This is a genomic window from Paenibacillus hamazuiensis (assembly GCF_023276405.1).
GTDB lineage: Bacteria > Bacillota > Bacilli > Paenibacillales > NBRC-103111 > Paenibacillus_AF > Paenibacillus_AF hamazuiensis.
In genome coordinates, this window is record NZ_JALRMO010000001.1 from 8,484,276 (window position 1) to 8,501,704 (window position 17,429).

The window sequence follows — 17,429 nt, forward strand, 5'->3', positions numbered from 1 at the left end:
GATGTTCGAAATGGACAAAATCAAGGAATGGCTGGAGCTGGCGCAGCAGCATGACGAAACCGATTTTTGGCGAACGGTGCTGGAGCGCGGTACCCCCGGAGTTTCGGGCTCAAGCCAAGAGGAAGCGGAAGAGAATGACAAAATCGCAATGTTCCCGGCAGTGGATATATTTTATGAGGAGTATACGAATCTCGTGGTGATGGAGCTTCCCGGAGCTTTTAAAGAAGACGTGCAGGTGACCGTTTCGGGAAATGTTCTTACGGTCAGAGGGTTTATCAAACATCCGACCGACAGCCCCCAAACGGCTATAAAAACGGAACGTTTTTACGGGCCCTTCGAGAGGAGTATCGTGCTGCCCCAGCTCGGGGAGCCTCCGCGAATTTCCGCGCGGCTCGACAGGGGACTGCTGCTCATCCGTTATCCGCGTGCTCTCTATAAGGAAGAATGGATCGATATCGGCTAGCGGCCGAGCATCGAATATACGTGTGGGTTCGACCTGCTTCCTTGCCCTTGGACATAGCATCAAGTATACTAGGAATAATATGACTTTTTGCTGGGAGGCAGGTTATGAATCAAGTTTTTTTATTTTTGCATATACTTGGAGCTATCATGATGGGGTTTTACTTGCTGCTCCCCTTCTTGGCGGCCCGCATTGGGGCGCTAAGCGGACAAGCCCAGTTCGGATTTCTGCACGTGCTGTTTGCCGCGAACCGGGTCGGCCAGCTGGCGCTGGTTATCGAGCTGCTGACCGGCGGCTACATGGTCGGCAAAGCACATTATCCCGTCGCCTGGATGATTGCAGCCGTTGTTTTGCTGCTGGCGCTCGGCGCCATTACCGGCGTGCTCGGCAAAAACATGCGTCTCGCGCTGAATGACAGCTCCGGCCGCGACATCGCGGGCAAGCTCGGGAAAATCCGCTCGCTTAGCAACTTGACCGGAGTGCTGTTTCTGCTGATCGTCTTCATCATGAACTTTCCGAATTTGTTCGCATAGAAACGTATAGGAAAAAGAGCCTTGGCCGAGCCTGATGCCAAGGCTCTTTTCTGCGCGTGCGAATCCCGGCTGTTCGTTAAGGTGCCGTAAGGCGCCGGGCCATCCCGCCGGTGCCGCGAGTTAGGCTGCGATTTTGGCCAATGCTTTAGGCGGTTGAAGGTGTGCAAGGACGATATGAGGGCGCATAAGGGAAGATAAGGACGGAAAAGGGGAATGAAGCCCATAAGGGCAGATAGGCCACAAAGACGGACGAAGGCCATAAGGGCGGATGAAGCCCATAAGGCAGATAAGGGCGAATAAAGGCGCATAAGGGCGAAGGCCATAAGGGCGCACAAAGGCGCACCAAGGCGCATAAGGGCGAAGACATAAGGGCGCACAAAGGCGCAGGAAGAGCAAATAAGCGCAATTTCTTGGATTATTGTTCAGGTTTATCCCTTTTCCGAATCAATAAACGTAAAAACTTGTACTAATTCTCCGGATAATGCCCGAATCCGGCCGAAAGTCCACCAATAAACCAAGTAATTGGGATTATTTGTACAAAATGGTGCGAATCGAGCGGGGATAAACCAAGTGTTTGCGCTTATTTGCCGAAGCTGCCGTTTTCGACCACGGCCCCCGGATGGACTTACCGATGATGGTGCCCGGAGCGATCCCGCTGCGGGACCCCGCGCCCTGACCGCAACACTTAGGGGGCCGAGACCGGCACCGGCCCTGTCTGCCGCCCCGCCCGCCTCGCTTCGCTCCGCTTAACGGTCTGTCGGAGGACTGCCCGTCAGTCCGACAGCTCGTCGAGCGTTTTCTCCAGGCTTGGCGCCATATGTCGAAGGAAATAGTCGACCTCGGGCATGTCGAGCCGCTGAATCGACTGCTCGAGCTGCTTTTTCGCGACGCCGAACTCGCGGTTGCCGGCAGACAGCTCGGTCACGCATTTCAAATACGCGTCAAGCAGATCCGCCGCCTTGACATATATGGCATAGTCGACATCGACCTTTTTGCCGTCGATCAGCGGCTCATATACGGTCCGCAGCGGCTCCGGAATCATCTGCAGCAGACGTCCTGCCGCCATCTGCTCGATCTCGCGGAAGTTGGCGAGAATGTCCGGATTATGGTGCTTGACCGGCGTCGGAATGTCACCGGTGAACACTTCAGTCACGTCGTGAAACAGCGCGATGGAGACGGCTTTATCGGTCGGCACCTGCTTGCCGAACACCTCATTGGCGATCGTACAGAGCACGTGGGTGAGCAGTGCGACGTGAAACGAATGCTCTGCGACGTTTTCGCGGACGACGTTGCGCATCAGGCTCCAGCGTTCGATGAAACGCATACGGTACATATAAGCAAAAAAATGACTGTCCATCACGATTTTCCTCTTTCCTTGATTCTTCCTGGCGACCGTCGTCCCGGATGCCAGCGGCAGCCCTAATTCTACGCCAGATCGCGCAAAAAAAGCAACCGGCCGCCGGACTCGTCAGCGAGGCCGATGGCCGGTTTTCATCTGAGCGGAAGTTTTCCGTCTGCACGGTCTACTCTTGCACAATGTTGCCAGGTAGTGTATCCGCGCGGAAACATAGGTTACCCGATGGCGATGGGACTTCCAAAGAGACTGAACTTTAAAAAAATAAAGGAACTCACGTTCGCTATCTTCAGGTTAACGAGCACATCTGAACATATAGAGGAACTGAGATTCGCTAAATCGGCGAAAATGACGTGTGGATCGGAAAAAACACGCAAATAGCGCACCACAGCTCCCCTAATCTCGCCGAACGGCTCGATTTAACCCTTTTAGCGCACTGCGGTTCCTTTATGAGCCTCCCGAGACCCGCTCACCTTGCGCCTGCAATAGGCGTCCTGTGCGGCGGCGCCTCCAACTTATGCGCCGCCTTACTTCACGACCGGACTTTGCTGAACGGAGTAGCTCTGCACGTTCGGGTTGTACACGAGATTGACTCCGAGCAGCTTTTGCAAATCGTCCAGCCCGATCATCGCTTTATTACTTTTCAAAAGCAGCGGCTTTTGCAGCGTGGTCGTCTCACTTCCGGATGTCATCTGGTTCGAGCCGATTTTGCCGGTCCACGTTTTGCCCCGGAACTGCAGCGTTACGCCGCCCCCCTTGTCGGTGGTCGCTTTGCCGCCGAGCTGGGACATGACGGCCGCAGCGTCCGCATCGTTGTAAGGATGGTTCACGGCAACCACGCGCCGGAGGATCGAATTGTGCAGCCCTTCGGGCGTAATCGCGCTGTTGCCGGCGTTGATGCGCGGGACCTGCATCGGGTCGAGGCGGCGCGTCGCCATTTCCGGCACGATCGTAAACCCGAATTTGACGCCGCCCTGCTTCACATAATCAAGCGACAGCTTGTCGTAAATGCCGTACGGGTAAGCGTAGGAATCGACCGGCTCGGAATACAGCTCGCTCAGCTTGGACAAGCACATTTGCGTGTCGCTGATGACACGCTGCTTGTATTGCTCCGGCGTTTCCGGCTGGCCGTTTACGATCATACGGCCGACGAGCGTGGCGCTTCCGTCCGGCAGCCGGTTATGGAACGAATTCGTATGGCACTGGGCGTCGATGAAATTGGTATCGTGCGTCATTTCGATAATTTCGTCGCGCGACAGCGAAGGGATATAGCTGGCCAGCGGGTTTTCCAGATCGCCGGTAATGACGAAATTGACGGCAGGGATGCGCATGCTTTTCAAAATCGGATACGCATTCAGATAGAAGCTTTCGTAGCCGTCGTCGAACGTAACGAGCACCGCATTGTTCGGCACGCTGGAGCCTTCCATAAACATCTTGAACTGCTTCAGCGTAATGAACTGATATCCTTTGTTTCGCAAATAAGTCAGCTGGTCCTTGAACAGCTTGGTCGTGATCGTGCCGGAGCTTTGCGCATAGTCGTCGACGTGATGGTACATGATGACGGCGACCTGATCCTTGTACAGCACGTTCGATTTGGCCGCATTCAGCGAAGGTACGAGGATGCTGAGGCCGATGACAACAAGCAAAACGGCCTTTATGATGAGCTTGGGCATGTAGTTCTTTACTCCTTGCTGGGTGTAGTCGCATTTTCCTGAGTCGTGTTAATCTTTATTCGCGAATGCGTCCTGAAATTCCTGCTTCGGACGGTTGAAACCGGCGATGAAAATGCAGGTAAACCGCGCTGAAACACTTCGAACCTGATCTTACTTATGTTATTATATAGATATGCCTCTTTTATAGAAACGAAAGGAGAAACCAAACTCATGCAACAATTTCAGCAAAGCGTATACGATTTGATCGTGGAAACGTCAACCAACCTGCCTGCCGACGTGCGGCGAGCGATTCAGAAAGCGAAGGAGCAGGAGGACAAGGGGACCCGTTCCGCTCTCTCGCTGTCCACGATTGCCAATAATATCCATATGGCGGAATGCAACGTTTCGCCGATTTGCCAGGACACCGGAATGCCGACGTTTATCGTGCATACCCCGGTAGGCGCCAACCAGATCGTCATGAAAAAACAAATTCTCGAAGCGGTTGCACTCGCGACCAAAAACAGCAAGCTCCGTTCCAACTCCGTCGACTCGCTCACCGGCGCGAACAGCGGGGACAACCTTGGGCCGGGCACGCCGGTCATCCACTTCGAGCAGTGGGAGCGGGACGACATTGAAGTCAAGCTCATTCTCAAGGGCGGCGGCTGCGAAAACAAAAACATCCAGTACAGCCTGCCTGCGGAGCTCGAAGGGCTAGGCAAAGCCGGCCGCGATCTCGACGGCATCCGCAAGTGCATCATGCACGCGGTGTACCAGGCGCAGGGCCAAGGCTGCAGCGCCGGCTTCATCGGCGTCGGCATCGGCGGCGACCGGACGAGCGGCTACGAGCTTGCCAAGCACCAGCTGTTCCGCAAGGTGGACGACGTGAACCCGAACGAGGAGCTGCGCAAGCTGGAGGATTACGTGATGGAAAACGCCAACAAGCTCGGCATCGGCACGATGGGCTTCGGCGGACAAGTCACTTTGCTCGGCTGTAAAGTCGGCGTCGCGAACCGCCTGCCGGCGAGCTTTTTCGTATCGGTTGCCTACAACTGTTGGGCGTTCCGCCGTCAAGGCGTAATGATCGACGCAACCACCGGCGGGATCAAGGAATGGATTTACGAGCGCGGCACCGAACATCCGATGCAGCAGGAAGCCGCTGCGGCAGCAGCTCCGGCAGACGAGAAGCGCCGCGAGTTCGTGCTGACCGCTCCGATTTCCGAGGAGCAAATCCGCGAGCTGAAAGTCGGCGACGTCGTTATCATCAACGGACTTATGCATACAGGACGCGACGCCCTGCACAAATATTTGATGGACCACGATTCCCCGGTCGATCTGAACGGCGGCATCATTTACCACTGCGGCCCGGTTATGGCCAAGGACGAGAACGGCGAATGGCAGGTGAAGGCGGCCGGCCCGACGACAAGCATCCGCGAGGAGCCTTACCAAGGCGACATCATCAAGAAGTTCGGCATCCGCGCCGTCATCGGCAAAGGCGGCATGGGAGCCAAGACGCTGGCCGCGCTGAAAGAGCACGGCGCCGTGTACTTGAACGCGATCGGCGGAGCGGCTCAATATTACGCGGAATGCTTCAAGAAGGTGGAAGGCGTCGACCTGATGGAATTCGGCATGCCGGAAGCGATGTGGCATCTGCAAACCGAAGGATTCGCCGCCATCGTCACGATGGATTCGCACGGCAACAGCCTGCATGCGGAAGTGGAGAAAAATTCTTTGGAAAAATTGGCGACGTTCAAAGAACCCGTTTTCAAATAAGTTTTGCCGTTACTCCCCGAATCCCGGCATCGCAAGATGCTTGGATTCTCTTTTTTTCCCGGGCAACCGGCATTTACAATTTCTTAACTGGCCCGTCCGCGGCGGATAAGTTACGATAAAATTTCAAATAATGCGAATGTTGACAAAGCGAGGGACGTGCCATGAACAAATTTCGCGCCCGTTTGACGGTCATTTTTATATTGCTTATCGGTTCCTCCGTTCTTGCCGCGGGCATTTTTATGGCCAAAATGCTGGAAGATTCCCATGTGGAAGCGCTGAAAAACAACATGCTGCGGGAGCTGCGGATCATTCGGTCGACGATCGACTGGAACAAGGCGGGGAGCGAGGATGAGCAGATCCGCTATTATATGGAGCAGGCGCGAAAGCTGAAGGATTTTGCGGATGCGCGGGTCACCTATATTCGCGCTGACGGCAAGGTGCTGGCGGACTCCGATCACGATCCGCAGACGATGGACAATCACAGCGGGCGGCAGGAGATCATCGAAGCCGGTAAAAACGGCGTCGGCTCGGCTATCCGCTACAGCGATACGATCCAGCGCAACATGCTGTACGTGGCGATTCCGCTTCAGGACGGAGGCGGCCTCCGAGGATATCTCAGGCTCAGCATGAGCCTTCAGGATGTCGATCTGTCGATCCGGCAAGTCTGGCTCGGGCTGATCGCCGGTCTTCTCGCGGTGTTCGTGCTGGCCGGGCTGATCAGCTACCGCATCGCGTTCGGCATCACGCGGCCGATCGAGAGGATCACGCGCGTCGCGCACCAAATCGCGAATCTCAACTACAAAGCGCGCGTCGGTGCGGGGCAGAAGGACGAAATCGGCCAGCTCGGCCAAGCGATCGACCGAATGGCAGGCAGCCTGCAGCTGCAGATGAACCGCATTCTGGAAAACGAAAGCCGGCTGAAAAGCGTGTTGGAAAACATGATCAGCGGCGTCATGATGATCGACCGCGACGAGAAGATCGTGCTGCTTAACCGGTCCGCGGAAGATATTCTCGGCTTTTCCGCGCAGGAGCTGCTCGGCAAGCGATTCAACGAAGCGAAGCAGCAGTTCGAGTTTACCCAGCTCATCCGCGAGTGCATCGATTCCCGCGAGCATATTCGCGACGAGATGATCTTTTATTTTCCGACGGAGCGTATTCTTGAAATCAACTTAAGCCCGATTTCCCAGGCGGACGACGAATGGGCCGGCGTGCTGATCGTGCTGCACGACATTACGGCGGTGCGGAGGCTCGAACGGATGCGCAGCGAGTTCGTAGCCAACGTTTCCCACGAGCTGAAGACACCGATCGCCGCCGTCAAAGGTTTTGCCGAGACGCTGCTGGCCGGGGCGCTGAACGACAAGGAAACGGCGAGGTCGTTTTTGCAAATTATTTTTGACGAGAGCGAGCGGCTCAACCGGCTGATCGGCGACATTCTCGAGCTGTCGAAAATCGAGTCGCGGCGCATTCCGATGCAGTTTTCGCCGATTCATTTGCAGACATTCGTCAGCAATTGCATGAAAGTGATGAAAACGGAAGCGCGCAAAAAATCGATCGACCTCGAAATGCAGGTGGATGCGGAGCTGTACATGGAAGCGGACGAGGATCGGCTGCGCCAAATCCTTATTAATCTGCTGTCGAACGGCATCAATTATACGCCGGAAGGCGGGCGGGTGCGCGTCCGGGTTGAACCTGCCGGCATTTCCGATCCCGGCTCCGGCGATCCTGCCGAATATGACCGCCTGCGCTTCATCATCTCCGATACCGGGATCGGCATTCCGAAAAAGGACTTGCCGCGCATTTTCGAACGCTTCTACCGGGTGGACAAGGCGAGATCGCGAAGCTCCGGCGGCACCGGCCTCGGGCTTTCCATCGTCAAGCACCTTGTCGAGCTGCATAAAGGCACGATCCGCGTCGAAAGCGAAGTCGGCATGGGCACGCGCTTCATCATCGAGCTGCCGGTTATTCATTGAAAATTCGGCCGTTTTCAAAAACGTTAACATTAAATTTACAAAATATTTACGTTACATTTACAAAAACGTGCTATGATAAGCTTGTCGCGAGCAATATGGATTATATATATAATTGGGGGATTCCCATGCCGCAAAACATTTTGGTCATCGAAGACGAGCCTACGCTCGCCCGCCTGCTCTCCTATAACTTGTCGCAGGAAGGTTATGAAACGAAAGTGATCGACCATGGCGGAGACGGCCTTCAGGCTGCGCTGCAGCATCCTTACGACCTGATTATTTTGGATATTATGCTTCCCGGCTTGAACGGTTTTGAAATTTTGTCCAAACTCCGGCAGAAGGGGAACCGGACGCCGGTCATCATATTAACGGCGCGCAACGCCGAAGAGGAGGTCGTTCAGGGCCTCAAATACGGAGCGGACGATTACATTACGAAGCCGTTCGGCGTTGCCGAACTTCTGGCGCGCGTATCCGCCGTGCTGCGGCGGACGACAAACGACGAAACGGCCGTGGATAAAACGGCGTCCGGCGACAAAGTGATCGCCGTGGGCGATCTGCTCATTTATCCGGAAAAATACGAAGTGAATTTGAACGGCGAATCGATTCCTTTACGGCCTAAAGAATTTGAAGTACTGCTTTATCTTGTGCAGCGCCCCGGCGTCGTCGTCACCCGCGACGATCTGATGAACATCGTGTGGGGATTCGACTATATCGGCGGCCAGCGCACCGTCGACGTGCACGTCAGCTCATTGCGCAAAAAGCTGGAAATGAACCAGCAGTCGGTGCAGATCGAATCGATCCGCGGCGTCGGCTACAAGCTGGTCACGGCGTCGCTGAAAAAAGGTTCATGACGTTAATAATCGCCCCCGCGTGCCCTGAATGGGCCGCGGGGGCGATTTTTAGCTGCCAGGAAATATTAGGCCGAAAATCCTGCGGCGCCATTTCGCGGCGACAGGCGGTTACTGCTGCTCCGCATCATATTCATCGGAGAGCTCATCCAGCGATTTGATTTTACCGTGCGGCTTCTGTGTCTGTTTGCGGATTTTCCAATCATTCTCCTTGCGGCGCTTCGATTGGGTCATCGGGTTAACACTCCTTGGTATCGGATTTGGTGTTGTAACAAGCTAATAAATAGAGCGATGTTTCTTGTGAGCGGCAAGGACAGACGTAAAGGTGTCCGTCATAAGTATTTTGCCGAAATGCTTTACGTGACATTCGCCAAAAGTACCGCGTGCCGGGCTAAAGTTTTATTGGCTAACCGCTTTAATGCCATGCCCGACGAACGCGAACTAGCGGTGAATGGTTATCCCAGCGGGTGGGTTAAGGGCAAAATAGCTGTTCATAAGCATAAAGGAACTGAAGTACGCTATTCTCCGGTAAATGGACTGATCCGAAAAATTAGAGGAACTGAGATGCGCTAAATCGTCGGAAAATGGCTTGGGGGGTGGGAAAAAAGACAAATAGCTCACCTGAGTTCCGCTAATTTTCCAAAACACCCGAAATGGCCGGTTTAGCGCACCATAGTTCCTTTATGGGATCTACCCGAACGACATCATGTCCGAGCGCTTTGGGTTTTGCGAAGCAAAGCAGGCTGCGGGGAACTTGGTTCCCCGTAGTAGAGAGGCTTGCTAAATTTCCCGGGAAATTTGTCGGGCGAAATATGTCGACCGATTTTTCATGCTGCGCCCATAGTTTCCCCATGCATGAATTTGCCGCATTTTGCAAAGATTACGGTAATGGCAAAATCGCATATAAGATGCGCCAGATTTGAAATATCTTTTTATACAAAACTTCACTATACTTATGGATAGCTCAGATAGCATTGATGATCTCCGAAGGAGGAATTGTTAGCATGTCCAGAACATTCAAAATCGGCATTATCGGCTGCGGCGGTATCGCAAACGGCAAACATATGCCCAGCCTGGCCAAGCTCCCTAACGTTCAAATGGTCGCGTTTTGCGATATCGTGGAAGACCGGGCGAGAGAGGCAGCCGGCAAATACGGCGCCGAAGGCGCGCGGGTAACCTCCAATTACCGGGAAATTCTTGAAGACGGTTCCATCGAAATCGTGCATGTTTGCACGCCGAACGACTCTCATGCGGAAATTACGATTGCCGCGCTGGATGCGGGCAAACACGTCATGTGCGAGAAGCCGATGGCGAAAACCGCGGCGGACGCCCGCCGGATGGTGGAAGCGGCCAAGCGTTCCGGCAAAAAGCTGACGATCGGCTACAACAACCGGTTCCGCGCGGACAGCCTTTATTTGAAACAGGTGTGCGAGGATGGCGATCTCGGAGAAATTTATTTTGCGAAAGCTCACGCCATTCGCCGCCGTGCCGTGCCGACGTGGGGCGTGTTTTTGGATGAAGAGAAGCAAGGCGGCGGTCCGCTCATCGATATCGGCACGCATGCGCTGGATCTGACGCTCTGGATGATGGACAACTACAAACCGAAAGCTGTGCTCGGCACGTCGTACCACAAGCTGGCGAGCCGTGAAAATGCCGCCAACGCTTGGGGCCCGTGGGATCCGAAAAAGTTTACGGTGGAAGATTCCGCGTTCGGGATGATCACGATGCAAAACGGCGCAACCATCGTGCTCGAATCGAGCTGGGCGCTGAATACGCTGCAGACGGGCGAAGCGAAATGTACGCTGTGCGGCACGGAAGGCGGCGCCGATATGTGGGACGGCCTTCGCATCAACGGCGAGAAACACAGCCGCCTGTACATGAACACGATTCAGCTGGACGCGAAAGGCGTCGATTTCTACGACGGCAAACGCGAGAGCGCGCAGGATACCGAGATGAGATTGTGGATCGAAGCGATCGAGCAGGACAAAGATCCTGTCGTTACGCCGGAGCAGGCATGCGTCGTATCGGAAATTCTCGAAGCGATCTACGAATCCGCGAAAACCGGCAAAGCCGTATATTTCGATTAAAGTAACGGGCTTAACCTTTTTCACGGGACCACAATGACAATAGGAAAGTGCTGCAAATTTATCCCCTGTCTTATTTAAAGGCAGGGGATTTTTGCGTTTTTATTTTTCTACAAAATTTATCCAAGAAAACTTAACATTGTTATTGATTATTACTAACAATCGACAATTATCATTCTAGACAAGTGCCGGTAGACTTAAATTTGTTAAATCTTCTAGGCATGAAATCATATTTCATTACAAAAGGAGCCGTGGAACGATGAATGACATGATAAAAGTGTTAATATGCGACGATTCCGCTTTGATTCGCGCGAAGCTGAAGACGCTTGTCGAGTTGAATGGAAATTCGCTCATTTTATTTGCGGAAAACGGGGAGCAAGGGGTGCAGCAGTACAAGGAACATCGTCCCGATGTCGTGTTTATGGATATAGTCATGCCGGTAAAAACCGGGATCGAGGCGCTCAAAGAAATCAGGGAATTCGATCCGTCCGCCAAAGTGGTTATGGCCTCCTCCGCCGGCACGCAGGCGAATTTGCTCGAAGCTCTGAAATATGGAGCCTATGATTTTGTGCAAAAGCCCGTCGCCGCTGAAATGATTGCCGGCGTATTAAGCAAAGTGTTGAAAGAACGGGAGTTGGTTTAATGTTTACCCAGTATTTCGGACATTATTTATTGAACCGGGGATGGGTTGGCCCTTCGGCTTTGCAAAAGGCGCTTGAGCAGATGCAAATCACTCATGTCAAATTAGGGGTGCTCTCTGTCAATGCGGGTTACATGACGGCCGCTCAAGCGGAAGAGGTCCATCGGCAGCAAATGAAAACGGACCGGCGCTTCGGGGAAATTGCGGTCGGCCTCGGGTATATGACGGAAGAGCAGCTTCAAAGCTTGCTTTCGGCGCAGAAGGAAAGCCATCTCTTGCTCGGACAAGCCTTGATCGATCAGGAGGCACTGAACTTGGAGCAATTCTCCGAGGCGCTGAAGCAGTTTAAGACGGATTACTTTTTATCCGACGAGCAGTTCTCCGCCGTTCAAAACGGCGATATCGATGCGCTGGTATCGGCTGTTTTGCAGGCCGACCCTTCTATGAACACCTCTGCATATGCTCCATATCTAACACTTTTTATCAAAAATATGATCCGTTTCATCGAACCTCAGGTGTTCATGGAGATGAACCGGATTCCTGCAGGTTATGAATGCGAGTGGCTTGTGTCGCAAGAGGTTACAGGCCCTATCCGACTGACGACCGGATTTTCCCTGAAAACGGATATACTTCTGCACGTTGCCTCCCGGTTTGCGGAAGAACCGGTTGAAGCGGCGGACGAATTGGCATTGGCTTCCGTCGGCGAGTTTCTCAACCTGCACAATGGGTTATTCCTCATCAACATGTCTGAGCAAGGCATCGAGCTCGGACTGACGCCTCAGAAAGTAATGGAGCAAGCGCCATTGCCCGATTTGCAATCGACTTGTTTCATCACGGTCTATTTGCCTGCGGGGTCGTTTGAACTAATTGTATCAGTGCCCGCATGATAGGGCGCTTTCGGATCAGTACAGCCTCGTAATCTCGCGCTGCAGCATGCTTTCGCCAATCAACGACAAACCAATGGCAAACGGAGGTATTATCGGAAATGAAACCGATTCGGATGATTTGGACGTTCGTTTTAGGGATGGCGCTGTTATTAAGCGGATGCTCGCTGCAAAACGGAGCGGCTGCACCGGAGAAGCAGCGGTTAAAGATCGGCATCATGCTGTCCGACGTCGGTCTCGGCGACCAGTCGTTCAGCGATGCGGCTTTTGCGGGATTGCTCAAAGCCCAGGAGGATTTTGATATTTTTTTCGATTACCGGGAGCTTGCAGCTTCCAAGACGTACGACCAAGGTTTGAAGGAGCTTGTGGAAGAAGGAAACGATGTGGTGATCGGCCTCGGATTTATGGTTAAAGACAGTCTGGAAAAAATAGCGAAAACGTATCCGGACAAAACGTTTCTGCTCATCGACGAAGTTTCCGATCTGCCCAATATCGTTTCGCTCACATTCAAGGAAGACGAGGGCAGCTATCTTGCCGGACTCGTCGCCGGGATGAAGACGACGTCGAATGTAGTCGGATTTATTGGCGGCATGGACGTTCCGATTATCCGCAAATTCGAAAAAGGGTTTATTGCCGGGGTAAAAGCCGCGAATCCGAATGCCGGGGTGATCTCCGAATTCGCCGGAGACTTCGGCAAGGCCGAGCTTGGCGCGCAAATTGCCGGGCGCATGTTCGAGCAGGGCAAGGCCGATATCGTTTATGCCGCTGCCGGCTTTACTGGGACAGGCGCCCTGCAGGAAGCGCAGAAACGCGGCAAACTTGCCATTGGCGTCGACTCCGATCAGTTTTTTTTGGCGGAAAAAGCGGTTCTCACTTCCATGCTGAAAAATGTGGATGTCTCCATTTACTCCGCCGTCAAAACGTTTAAGGAGCAGCAAAAGTTCCCGCAGCGGCAACTTCAGTTCGGCTTAAAGGAGAACGGCGTCGGCTTGGCGCCGATCCGGGTTTTGCCGATGACGCAGCAGGAAGAGCAGCGGCTCGAGACGTTGAAGCAGCAAATGCTGTCCGGCGGAATTCAATAAACCCATTTCAGAGGAGGCGACGAACCATGAAACTGCAAATGAAGCTGATGATCAATACGATGATCTCGCTGCTTATGCTTCTGGCGGTGTTAGTTTATGTCGTGCTGAACGTTTCCGGACTGCAAGCGTCGAACCGGCAAATTATCGAGCTTATGACCGAAAGCCAGCAGCTGAAGACCGAGTTGATTCTTTCCCAGCTTTCGCTGGCTAATGCCTCCAGCAACATGACGGAAGCCAACAAGACGGAAGCGCTCAGCAGGCTGCATAAAGCGGATTCCAGATTGACCGACATGCTGGGGAAGGTGACGATCCCGTCTTACCGCAGCATGCTGGATGAGGCGCAGGATAAATTCAAATCGGTGTCGCTGGAGGGAAGCAAGGCGCTCAGCGATCGCAATGCGGCGGAGATCAAGCGCCAATCGGTGCGGATTCTCGGCGTTTTGAACGTGGTTCATATGCTCACCGTGCTGTCGGCCGAGTTTCAGCAAAGCTTGACCGAGCAAATTGACGCCAAGATCCGCAATGTGTACGTTTTCTCCCTGATCGGCGGTGCTGCGCTGTTCCTGATCGCCGGATTATTTAACTACATAACGACGTGGCGGATCGTTCAGCCGATCAAGAGGCTGAGCCGCCATACAAATGCGATTGCCGCTGGGCAGCTTTTTGTGAGCATCGAGGAAAGCCGCAACAAGGATGAGGTTGGCGAGTTGACGCGGGCGTTCGCGACGATGATGGTGAATTTGCGCGGCATCGTCGGCACCGCCCAGCAGGTCGGCGAGCGGGTGGACCGGTTGTCCCATGAGCTTGAGAAGGAAAATGCCGTGCTGTCCGACATTTCGAAGCAAATCGCCGTTTCCACGGACGAGATGGCTTCCGGCGGACAAGCCGTAGCGGAAGATTTGCAGCAAGCCGTTTCGCATATGGACGAGCTGAAGCGCAGCTTCCAGATCAACCTGGAGGGCTCGCTGCAATCCGGGGAATACGGAGAGGAAGCCGTAGTAGCGATCGGGAGAGGAACGGAAGCCATCGAGACGCAGCGCGGCATTATGGAACAGAACATGAAAGCCATTCGCCGGATGGAGGAAGCGGTGAGGCAGCTGTCCGACTCGATCGGCGATATACGCCAAATGGTAGGGTACGTTTCGGAGGTGGCTTCTCAAACGAACCTGCTCGCGCTCAATGCCGGAATCGAGGCGGCACGCGCCGGGGAAGCCGGCAAAGGCTTCGCTGTAGTCGCCCAGGAAGTGAAAAAGCTCTCCGGGCAATCCTCTTTAACAGCGAATAGGATGATGACGATACTGGAGAATGTGGCCGGCGGTATCGAGCAGGTTGTCATGACGATGCAGGACAATTTGGAGATGACCAGGCTGCAGGAGCAGGCCGTGAGCACGACAGGCGATGCGTTCGAAAGCATTCGCGGCAAGGTTGCGCAAATCGCCGAGCAACTGCGCGAACTGACGGAGCGGATGCACGATTCCGTGGAAAAGAGCGAACAGGTGCTTCGCTCGGTTGAAAGCATCAGTGCCGTCACCGAGCAATCGGCAGCGGCAAGCGAGGAAATATCCGCATCCACTTCCGAGCAGCTTACGGCCTTCCTTTCGATCGGCGATAAAGTCAAGGTGCTGCGCGAAGTATCCGACAAGCTGTCCATGACATTGGAGCAATTTACGCTGGAGGAAACCAAGTCGGACAAAAGCCCGGATGATTCGGCAACCGGAGGAGACGGGCTAACCGGGCATAAAGGGAAGAAGCCTCCGCTTCGTTTTGCAAGGGCAGCTTCGCTGTAATCGGACGATCTTGCGCAGCAAAGGGAAATCAGGATGCATGAACGCCATTTTGACCTCCGTGTTGAAGCATTTGGATGCTGGGCCTATATATGGCGCCATACAGAATTACGTGCAGGACGGTTCCTTCAAGCAGAAACACATTAAGCTCGGACTTAGGGATAACGGCGTCGGTCTGGCTTCGCTTCGCCTGGCTCCCTTCTCACCTGAGGAACAACAGGTATGGGATCGTCTTACCGCACCTTTTCTGCAAGGAATTTCGGCGGAAACCGATGAACGGTGAGGGGAGTTTTATGAAATTGCGTGCGAAGTTAATGTTTCATTCGGTGTTCACCATAATTATTGCCACCTTATTGATCGGGTTTATTTTGATCAAAATGCTCGAGATGCAAGCGTCGGATAAGGATAATGTCAGCGCGCTTGTCGCCGTTCAGAAGCTTGAGGCCTCCATCGCGCTTACGCGGCAAGCGCTGAGCCACTATTCGTCCAACGCGACCTACGGCAGCGAAATCGAAGTGAAGAAGCAGCTCGAGCGGAGCACTCAAGTGCTCGGCCAATTAAAGAGTGCGCTGGAGCGCCTGATCGTGTCACAGCAAATATCCCCGCCGGCGGACGGGGACATTCAGACGGTTCTCGCATCGATCGAACGGAAGTGGTCGCAGCTTCATTCATCGTCCCTCGTTGCCTTGGCTACGCGGGATAGTATGGAAGCAAACCGTCAATCGATACGAACTCTCGGGTTTCTCAACGATCTTTATTTTCTCCAGAAGCGGGTAAACGAACTGTATGAGAACCATAACTCCACATTGGAATCGGAAATCAGGCTCATTATCTGGCTCTGCTCCTTTGGCGTAATTCTTCTCGTTTGGCGTGCCTACGTCTCGAACGAGCGGCTGACTCAGCATATCACGAAACCTTTAAAAACGCTTGCGCTGCAAGCCCAAGCGGTGGCAGGCGGGGGGCTCGCCAAGGTGGAGGAACATCCGGCCAAAGATGAGATCGGCGACTTGAGCCGCGCTTTTTCCAAGATGGTATGTCAGCTTGAGGATGTCATCTATTTCGATCCGCTGACCCGGCTGCCGAACCGGCTTATGTTCAGAAACAGGCTGGAGCTTGAACTGGCGGGAGCGAAGCGCAATCAGGAGAAGTTCGCTTTGCTGTATGTCGATCTCGACCGCTTTAAAAATGTAAACGACTCGCTCGGACATGCGGCCGGAGATTTGCTGCTGCAGGCATTCGCGGAACGCGTAACTCCGCTGCTCGGAGATTCGGGCACAGCTTTCCGTTTGGGCGGAGATGAATTTATGATTCTTGTTTCCAATGTTCGCAGCACGCAGGAACTGGGAAGGTTATGCGGGCAATTGACAAAAACTTTGTCGCTTCCTTACCGGGTCGAGGGCCGCGAGCTGTACGTCACGGCGAGCATGGGAATCAGCCTGTATCCGATCGATTCGGAGGACGGAGAGACGCTGATCAAATTCGCCGATATGGCGATGTACCGCGCGAAGAAACTCGGATCGAACAAATATCAATTTTATTTGCCGGAGATGAACGAAGTCGTGCTGGAAAAGCTGGAGATGGAGAGCAAGCTGCGCCGCGCGCTTGAGCTCGGAGAATTGGAGCTCTGGTACCAGCCTCAGATCGACCTTCATAACGGCCGCATTCACGGGGTAGAGGCGCTTATTCGCTGGAATCATCCGGAGCTTGGGCTCGTATCCCCCACCCGCTTTATCCCGCTGGCCGAGGAAACCGGCCTCATCGTGCCGATCGGCTGCCTGGTGCTGCGCGAAGCTTGCCGGCAAAATAAAATATGGCAGCAACTGGGGCTGCCGCATATCCGGGTATCCGTCAATTTGTCGGTGCTGCAGTTTCAGCAGCAGGATTTGGTCGAAACCGTCCGCAGGACGCTGAAGGAAACCGAACTGGATGCGCAATATTTGGAGCTGGAAATCACCGAAAGCGTTGCGATGTTCAACGAAGCCTCGGTCATTCGCACGCTGGATGGGTTGAAACGGCTGGGGCTGTATTTGTCTATCGACGATTTCGGCACGGGGTACTCCTCTTTCAGCTACATTAAGAAGTTTCCGGTGGATACATTGAAAATCGATCAAGCTTTTATTCGTGATATTACCAAAAGCGAGGATGATGCAGCCATTGCGTCGGCCATGGTCACATTGGCCCACAGTTTGCAAATGACCGTGGTCGCCGAGGGCGTGGAAAAGGAAGAGCAGCTCCGGCTCTGCCGCTCCTGGCAGTGCGATATTGCCCAAGGATATCTGTTCAGCCCTGCGTTAAAAGCGGGTGAAATCGCGAGCTGGCTTACTAAGGAGCAGATTGAGGTTGCCCGGCAGTAGGATGGACAGGACAAAGG

The 17,429-nt window shown here is 53.9% G+C and carries 16 protein-coding genes; 13 read left to right on the forward strand and 3 right to left on the reverse strand.

Going from position 1 to position 17,429, the window contains the following annotated elements; genetic code table 11:
- The first annotated feature begins 1 nt into the window (after position 1).
- Positions 2–463: an Hsp20/alpha crystallin family protein gene (locus MYS68_RS37145; RefSeq protein WP_248930546.1), complete on the forward strand. Its 462-nt coding sequence runs from the start codon at positions 2–4 to the stop codon at positions 461–463.
- 104 nt (positions 464–567) lie between these two features.
- Positions 568–993: a hypothetical protein gene (locus tag MYS68_RS37150; RefSeq protein WP_248930547.1), complete on the forward strand. Its 426-nt coding sequence runs from the start codon at positions 568–570 to the stop codon at positions 991–993.
- Positions 994–1,765: 772 nt separating this feature from the next.
- Here MYS68_RS37150 and yfbR read toward each other — a convergent pair.
- Both yfbR and MYS68_RS37160 read right to left on the reverse strand, forming a co-directional pair.
- Positions 1,766–2,350 (reverse strand): 5'-deoxynucleotidase, encoded by a 585-nt coding sequence (gene yfbR, locus MYS68_RS37155; protein ID WP_248930548.1) that lies wholly within the window; start codon positions 2,348–2,350, stop codon positions 1,766–1,768.
- A gap of 524 nt (positions 2,351–2,874) precedes the next feature.
- The gene (locus MYS68_RS37160) at positions 2,875–4,020 is read right to left on the reverse strand and encodes a polysaccharide deacetylase family protein (protein ID WP_248930549.1); all 1,146 of its coding nucleotides are present in this window, start codon (positions 4,018–4,020) and stop codon (positions 2,875–2,877) included.
- 210 nt (positions 4,021–4,230) lie between these two features.
- Here MYS68_RS37160 and MYS68_RS37165 point away from each other — a divergent pair, with 210 nt between their 5' ends.
- The 3 genes from MYS68_RS37165 to MYS68_RS37175 all read left to right on the forward strand — a co-directional run bounded on the left by MYS68_RS37165 (position 4,231) and on the right by MYS68_RS37175 (position 8,587).
- Complete coding sequence (locus MYS68_RS37165) at positions 4,231–5,769, forward strand: fumarate hydratase (RefSeq protein WP_248930550.1); 1,539 nt, start codon at positions 4,231–4,233, stop codon at positions 5,767–5,769.
- A gap of 161 nt (positions 5,770–5,930) precedes the next feature.
- The gene (gene pnpS / locus MYS68_RS37170; protein WP_248930551.1) at positions 5,931–7,739 is read left to right on the forward strand and encodes a two-component system histidine kinase PnpS; all 1,809 of its coding nucleotides are present in this window, start codon (positions 5,931–5,933) and stop codon (positions 7,737–7,739) included.
- Positions 7,740–7,864: 125 nt separating this feature from the next.
- Positions 7,865–8,587: a response regulator transcription factor gene (locus MYS68_RS37175; RefSeq protein ID WP_248930552.1), complete on the forward strand. Its 723-nt coding sequence runs from the start codon at positions 7,865–7,867 to the stop codon at positions 8,585–8,587.
- Positions 8,588–8,695: 108 nt separating this feature from the next.
- On the opposite strand, the gene MYS68_RS37180 is transcribed toward MYS68_RS37175, so the two are convergent.
- On the reverse strand, positions 8,696–8,818 hold the full coding sequence (locus tag MYS68_RS37180; protein ID WP_248930553.1) for a DUF6254 family protein: 123 nt from the start codon (positions 8,816–8,818) through the stop codon (positions 8,696–8,698).
- Positions 8,819–8,884: 66 nt separating this feature from the next.
- Here MYS68_RS37180 and MYS68_RS37185 point away from each other — a divergent pair, with 66 nt between their 5' ends.
- The 8 genes from MYS68_RS37185 to MYS68_RS37220 all read left to right on the forward strand — a co-directional run bounded on the left by MYS68_RS37185 (position 8,885) and on the right by MYS68_RS37220 (position 17,412).
- Entirely contained in the window at positions 8,885–9,157 is a 273-nt protein-coding gene (locus MYS68_RS37185; RefSeq protein ID WP_248930554.1) for a hypothetical protein, read from the forward strand.
- Between the two features lie 431 nt (positions 9,158–9,588).
- The gene (locus MYS68_RS37190; protein WP_248930555.1) at positions 9,589–10,671 is read left to right on the forward strand and encodes a Gfo/Idh/MocA family protein; all 1,083 of its coding nucleotides are present in this window, start codon (positions 9,589–9,591) and stop codon (positions 10,669–10,671) included.
- A gap of 256 nt (positions 10,672–10,927) precedes the next feature.
- On the forward strand, positions 10,928–11,311 hold the full coding sequence (locus MYS68_RS37195; protein WP_248930556.1) for a response regulator: 384 nt from the start codon (positions 10,928–10,930) through the stop codon (positions 11,309–11,311).
- On the forward strand, positions 11,311–12,195 hold the full coding sequence (locus tag MYS68_RS37200) for a hypothetical protein (protein WP_248930557.1): 885 nt from the start codon (positions 11,311–11,313) through the stop codon (positions 12,193–12,195). The genes MYS68_RS37195 and MYS68_RS37200 overlap by 1 nt, the downstream gene beginning before the upstream one ends.
- A 98-nt stretch (positions 12,196–12,293) precedes the next feature.
- Positions 12,294–13,274, forward strand: a complete 981-nt coding sequence (locus MYS68_RS37205; RefSeq protein ID WP_248930558.1) for a BMP family lipoprotein — start codon at positions 12,294–12,296, stop codon at positions 13,272–13,274.
- Between the two features lie 26 nt (positions 13,275–13,300).
- On the forward strand, positions 13,301–15,061 hold the full coding sequence (locus MYS68_RS37210; RefSeq protein ID WP_248930559.1) for a methyl-accepting chemotaxis protein: 1,761 nt from the start codon (positions 13,301–13,303) through the stop codon (positions 15,059–15,061).
- A gap of 37 nt (positions 15,062–15,098) precedes the next feature.
- Positions 15,099–15,341: a hypothetical protein gene (locus MYS68_RS37215; protein WP_248930560.1), complete on the forward strand. Its 243-nt coding sequence runs from the start codon at positions 15,099–15,101 to the stop codon at positions 15,339–15,341.
- A gap of 10 nt (positions 15,342–15,351) precedes the next feature.
- Positions 15,352–17,412, forward strand: a complete 2,061-nt coding sequence (locus MYS68_RS37220) for a bifunctional diguanylate cyclase/phosphodiesterase (protein WP_248930561.1) — start codon at positions 15,352–15,354, stop codon at positions 17,410–17,412.
- The last annotated feature ends 17 nt before the right edge of the window (positions 17,413–17,429 follow it).

Bases quoted from the DNA above. Each gene is read 5' to 3' on its own strand.
- MYS68_RS37145 (WP_248930546.1), top strand. From the start codon at position 2: ATGTTCGAAATGGACAAAATCAAGGAATGGCTGGAGCTGGCGCAGCAG.
- MYS68_RS37150 (WP_248930547.1), top strand. From the start codon at position 568: ATGAATCAAGTTTTTTTATTTTTGCATATACTTGGAGCTATCATGATG.
- yfbR (WP_248930548.1), bottom strand. From the start codon at position 2,350: ATGGACAGTCATTTTTTTGCTTATATGTACCGTATGCGTTTCATCGAA.
- MYS68_RS37160 (WP_248930549.1), bottom strand. From the start codon at position 4,020: ATGCCCAAGCTCATCATAAAGGCCGTTTTGCTTGTTGTCATCGGCCTC.
- MYS68_RS37165 (WP_248930550.1), top strand. From the start codon at position 4,231: ATGCAACAATTTCAGCAAAGCGTATACGATTTGATCGTGGAAACGTCA.
- pnpS (WP_248930551.1), top strand. From the start codon at position 5,931: ATGAACAAATTTCGCGCCCGTTTGACGGTCATTTTTATATTGCTTATC.
- MYS68_RS37175 (WP_248930552.1), top strand. From the start codon at position 7,865: ATGCCGCAAAACATTTTGGTCATCGAAGACGAGCCTACGCTCGCCCGC.
- MYS68_RS37180 (WP_248930553.1), bottom strand. From the start codon at position 8,818: ATGACCCAATCGAAGCGCCGCAAGGAGAATGATTGGAAAATCCGCAAA.
- MYS68_RS37190 (WP_248930555.1), top strand. From the start codon at position 9,589: ATGTCCAGAACATTCAAAATCGGCATTATCGGCTGCGGCGGTATCGCA.
- MYS68_RS37195 (WP_248930556.1), top strand. From the start codon at position 10,928: ATGAATGACATGATAAAAGTGTTAATATGCGACGATTCCGCTTTGATT.
- MYS68_RS37200 (WP_248930557.1), top strand. From the start codon at position 11,311: ATGTTTACCCAGTATTTCGGACATTATTTATTGAACCGGGGATGGGTT.
- MYS68_RS37205 (WP_248930558.1), top strand. From the start codon at position 12,294: ATGAAACCGATTCGGATGATTTGGACGTTCGTTTTAGGGATGGCGCTG.
- MYS68_RS37210 (WP_248930559.1), top strand. From the start codon at position 13,301: ATGAAACTGCAAATGAAGCTGATGATCAATACGATGATCTCGCTGCTT.
- MYS68_RS37215 (WP_248930560.1), top strand. From the start codon at position 15,099: ATGAACGCCATTTTGACCTCCGTGTTGAAGCATTTGGATGCTGGGCCT.
- MYS68_RS37220 (WP_248930561.1), top strand. From the start codon at position 15,352: ATGAAATTGCGTGCGAAGTTAATGTTTCATTCGGTGTTCACCATAATT.